A 5,461-nucleotide genomic window follows, 5' to 3' on the forward strand; every position below is an offset into this window, starting at 1 on the left:
GTCGCCGCCTACGAAGCCGAAGGCATACGAGTCCGCCGCGTCCCCGTCGACTACGCCTCCCACACCTCCCACGTCGAAGCCATCGAAGACCAACTCGCCGACGCCCTCGCAGGCATCAAACCCCAGCCCGCCCACATCCCCATCTACTCCACCCTCGAAAACCGCTGGCTCGACGGCACCGAACTCGACGCCGGCTACTGGTACCGCAACCTCCGCCACACCGTCCGCTTCGCCGACGCCACCACCGCCCTCGCCGCCGACGGCTACCGCGCCTTCATCGAGATCAGCCCCCACCCCGTCCTCGCCCACAGCGTGGCGGAAGTGCTCGACGAGCACACGCAGGCCCCCACCGTGGTCACCGGCACCCTCCGCCGCGACGACGGCGGCCTGGACCGGCTCCTGCTGTCCGCCGCCGAGCTGTACGTACGCGGCATCACCGTCGACTGGGCGCCGCTGTTCGGCTCACCGCGCCCGCTCCGCGCGGACCTGCCCACGTACGCCTTCCAGCACGAGCGCTACTGGCTCGAACCGGTCCGCCCCACCGCGGACGTCCGCGGGACCGGGATCGAACCCGCCGGGCACCCGCTGCTCGGCGCCGTTGTCGGGTTGCCGGACGGGTCCGTCACCCTCACCGGACGGATCGCCCTGGAGGACCACGCGTGGCTGGCGGATCACGCGGTGGCGGGGACGGTCCTCGTGCCCGGCGCAGGGTTGCTGGAAATTGCCCTGCGAGCGGCAGAGGAGGCCGGGCTCGGCGGTCTGGAGGAGCTGGTCGTCGAGGCGCCGCTCGCGCTGCCCGCGCAGGGCGCGGTGCAGTTGCGGGCGACCGTCGGCGCGCCGGACGACGCCACCGGCCGCCGCCCCGTCACGGTCCACTCACGGCCCGAGGGCGGCGCGACCTGGACCCGTCATGCGGAGGGGCTGATCGCGCAGCCGACTGCCGAGCCCGACCAGGTGGACCCCGGTGTGTGGCCGCCCCGGGGCGGCGAGACGGTGGTGCTCGACGGATTCCACGAGCGGCTGGCGGCAGGGGGCTTCGCGTACGGCCCGGCCTTCCGCGGTCTGCGGGCGGTGTGGCGGCGCGGGGCGGACGTCTACGCGGACGTCGCCCTGCCCGAGGGGCTGGGCTCGGGGGGCGACGGCTTCGGGCTGCACCCGGCGCTGCTGGACGCGGCCCTCCAGGCCACGCACTTCCTCGGGATCGCCGAGCCCGCCACCGGGGAACTCCTCCTGCCCTTCGCCTGGAGTGACGTCGCTCTGCTCGCCACCGGTGCCACGGCGGTCCGCGTGCACGCCACGAAGACAGGCCCGGCATCCTTCTCGCTCACCCTCACCGACACGGCCGGCGCCCCGGTCGCGCGTATCGGGTCGCTCTCCCTGCGGCCGGTCCCGGCCGATCGGCTGGCCGCGCTCGGCACCACGGCGGGCGACCATCTGCACCGGCTCGACTGGTCCACCCCGCTCGCCCTGCCGGACTCCCCCGGCCAGGTCCCGCCTGAGGCGGTGCTCGACCTGACCGGCCGCCCGTCGCACGACCCCGCCGCGGCGCGGCAACTCATCGTCGACGCAGTGGACTTCCTCCATTCCCGCTTCTCCGACCCGGCGTACAACGACATCCCGCTGGCCCTTCTCACCGCCCCTCCGGGTGAAGCGCCCGCCGCCGGGGCGGTGTGGGGACTCACGCGCTCACTCCAGCTCGAACAGCCGGGGCGGGTCGTCCTGGTCGCCACCGACTCGGCCGCCGACGCCCGCCGCCTGCTGCCGTCGGTCCTCGCCTCCGGCGCCCCGCAGGCAGCCGTCATCGCCGGCCGGGTCACCGTCCCCCGGCTGGCCGCGGCGGCCGCGAGCCCGCCAGGGTCGGCCGCCACGCGTGCGGAACGGGGGCCGGTGCGCACCGGGAGGCCGCTCGACCCGGACGGAACCGTGCTGATCACCGGCGGTACGGGCACCCTCGGCGGCCTGGTGGCCCGCCATCTCGTCGCGGCGCACGGAGTGCGGAACCTGCTACTGGTCAGCAGGCGCGGCCCGACGGCCGAGGGCGCGCCGGAGCTGCTCACCGAGCTGGCCGCGGCGGGTGCGACCGCCGAAGCCGTCGCGGCCGACGCGGCAGACCGGGACGCGCTGGCCGCCATCATCGACCGCATCCCGGCGGCTCACCCGCTGACCGCCGTGGTGCACGCGGCCGGGGTCCTGGACGACGGGGTGCTGACCGTGCTCGACCCCGCCTGGCTGGAAGCGGTCTATCGGCCCAAGGTCGACGCGGCCTGGCATCTGCACGAGCTGACCCGCGAGCTGGATCTGGCGGCGTTCGTGCTGTTCTCGTCGGGCGCCGGCGTGCTGGGCAACGCCGGGCAGGCAAACTACGCAGCGGCCAACGGCTTCCTGGACGGGTTGGCCCAACTCCGGCGCGCCCAGGGCCTGCCCGCGGTGTCGCTCGCGTGGGGCCTGTGGTCGCAGGCCAGCGGGATGACCGGCCACCTCGGTGACGCGGGGCTGGCCCGGTTGGCCAGAGGCGGCCTGCTGGGGTTGTCCACGCGAGAGGGCCTGGCGCTCTTCGACGCGGCACTGGAGGCGGACGAAGCGCTGCTGGTCCCAGCGAAGTTGGACTACGCGGCGCTACGGGCCCAGGCAGCCGCGGGTGACCTGAGCCCGATGCTGCACGGGCTCGTACGCCCGCCGCGCCGAGCGGCGGCGACCGCGACGGCGGAGCAGCGGGAAACGCTGGCGGCGCGGATCGGGCGGCTGACGGAGCGCGAGCGGACGAAGGAACTGATCGACCTCGTACGCGTCGCCGCCGCGGCGGTCCTCGGGCACACGTCGAAGGACGCGATCGGCGCCGGGCAGGCGTTCAAGGAGATCGGCTTCGACTCGCTCGCCTCGGTCGAGCTGCGCAACCGCCTCGCCAGGGCCACGGCGACCCGGCTGCCGGCCACGCTCGCCTTCGACCATCCGACACCTGCCGCGCTCGCCCGCCACCTGCTGGCCGAACTGCTGCCGCCTGCTGCGGCAGAGCAGGCGCCGGCGCCGGCGCCGAATCAGGGTCCGGAACACGCGTCCGACGCCGCGGCCGCCATCGCGGACATGGACGTCGACGCACTCGTCGAACGAGCCCTCGGGGGGCGGCAGATATGACCACGACCACGGAACCGGGCGATCGGCTCGTCGAGGCGCTGCGGAAGGCGCTGACCGACAACGAGCAGCTGTCCCGCGAGAACAGCCGCCTGACGGCGGCGGCCACCGAGCCGATCGCGATCATCGGCATGGCCTGCCGGCTGCCCGGCGGAGTCGCCTCACCGGACGACCTGTGGCGGCTGGTCGCCGAAGGCCGGGACGGCGTCGGGCCGTTCCCCAGCGACCGTGGCTGGGACCTGGGCGCGCTGTTCGACCAGGACCCGGACCGGCCCGGGACCTCGTACGTCAGCGAGGGCGGATTCCTCGCTGGCGCCGGCGACTTCGACGCCGCCTTCTTCGGCATCTCGCCGCGTGAGGCGCTGGCGATGGACCCGCAGCAGCGGCTGCTGCTGGAGGTCTCCTGGGAGGCGGCCGAGCGCGCGGGCCTCGACCCCCACTCGCTGCGCGGCAGCAGCACCGGCGTCTTCTCCGGCGTGATGTACCACGACTACGCCACGGCCCTGCGGGAGGTACCCGAAGGACTTGAGGGTTTTCTCGCCACCGGCAACTCCGGCTCCGTGGCGTCCGGCCGGGTCTCGTACGCGCTCGGCCTGGAAGGCCCGGCCGTCACCGTCGACACGGCGTGCTCGTCGTCGCTGGTCGCCGTGCACCTGGCGGCGCAGGCGCTGCGCGGCGGGGAGTGCGGACTGGCCTTCGCCGGCGGGGTCGCGGTGATGGCGCGGCCGTCGCCCTTCGTGGAGTTCTCCCGGCAGCGCGGCCTCGCGCCCGACGGGCGCTGCAAGGCGTTCGCGGAGGCGGCGGACGGCACGGGCTGGGCCGAGGGCGTGGCCGTCCTGCTGCTCGAACGTCTCTCCGACGCACGCCGGCTCGGCCATGACGTGCTGGCCGTCGTCCGGGGCTCGGCGGTCAACCAGGACGGCGCCTCCAACGGCCTCACCGCCCCCAACGGCCCCGCCCAGCAGCGCGTCATCCGCCGAGCCCTCGCCAACGCCCGCCTCGCACCGGCGGACATCGACGCGGTCGAGGGCCACGGCACGGGGACGACCCTGGGCGACCCGATCGAGGCGCAGGCACTGCTCGCGACCTACGGTGCCGGACGGTCGACAGAACAGCCGCTGTGGCTCGGTTCGTTGAAGTCGAACATCGGCCACACGCAGTCGGCGGCCGGTGTCGCGGGCATCATCAAGATGGTGCAGGCGATGCGGCACGGTCTGCTGCCGCGCACCCTCCATGTGGACGAGCCGTCGACGCACGTCGACTGGTCGGCGGGGGCGGTACGGCTGCTGGCAGAGGCTCGGAGGTGGCCGGAGACCGGGGGCCCACGCCGGGCCGCCGTCTCGGCCTTCGGGGTGAGCGGCACCAATGCACACGTCGTGCTGGAAGAAGGCGACGCGGACCCGTCGCGGGCGCCGGACAGCGGGCGGGAGGGGGCGGCCGTGCCGTGGGCGCTGTCCGCCGCATCGGCGGGCGCGTTGCGCGCGCAGGCAGGACGGTTGCACGACTTCGCCGGACGGGCGGGGAGCGACATCGGCGGAGCGGGCCGGGTGCTCGCCACCGGCAGGGCGGGGCTGGCGCACCGGGCGGTCGTCATCGCGGACGGACGGGACCGGCTGCGTATCGGGCTCGCCGCGCTGAGCCGTGCGGAGCCCGCACCCGGAGTCGTCACCGGGACGGCCGACGTCGACGGGGACACGGTCTTCGTCTTTCCCGGCCAGGGAACGCAGTGGGCGGGGATGGGGCGTGAACTCCTCGCCACATCAACGGTGTTCGCCGACAGTTTGGCGGAGGTGGCCGAGGCGCTGGCCCCGCACATCGACTGGTCGTTGCTCGACGCCGTCCGGGACGGTGTGCCGTCGCTGGACCGGGTCGACGTCGTCCAACCGGTGTCCTTCGCGGTGATGGTCTCCCTCGCCCGGGTATGGCAGTCGCTCGGCGTCACACCCGAGGCCGTGGTCGGCCACTCACAGGGCGAGATCGCCGCCGCACACATCGCCGGCGCACTCACCCTCCAAGACGCCGCAGCCGTGGTCGCCCTACGCTCCCAAGCCATCGCCCGCGGCCTCGCAGGCCACGGCGGCATGGTCTCCCTCGCAGTCCCTGTCGAAGCCGTCCAAGAACGCCTCGGCAACGGAATCGAACTAGCGGCCGTCAACGGCCCCACCTCAGTCGTCGTCGCCGGCGACCCCACCGCCCTGAACACCCTCGTCGCCGCCTACGAAGCCGAAGGCATACGCGTCCGCCGCGTCCCCGTCGACTACGCCTCCCACACCTCCCACGTCGAAGCCATCGAGACCGACCTCGCGCACCTCCTGGCGGACGTGAAACCGCA

At 74.3% G+C, this 5,461-nt stretch carries 2 protein-coding genes; both read left to right on the plus strand.

Annotated features, from left to right (window positions below; all coding sequences use genetic code 11):
* A partial coding sequence (locus BUE44_RS36965) for a type I polyketide synthase (protein WP_143172680.1) occupies positions 1-3,132 on the plus strand: 3,132 nt, incomplete at its 5' end.
* On the plus strand, positions 3,129-5,461 hold a 2,333-nt coding region (locus tag BUE44_RS36970), incomplete at its 3' end, for a type I polyketide synthase (protein ID WP_073503128.1). The genes BUE44_RS36965 and BUE44_RS36970, both read left to right, overlap by 4 nt.

The sequence above is a fragment of the Actinacidiphila paucisporea genome (genome assembly GCF_900142575.1).
Lineage (GTDB): Bacteria > Actinomycetota > Actinomycetes > Streptomycetales > Streptomycetaceae > Actinacidiphila > Actinacidiphila paucisporea.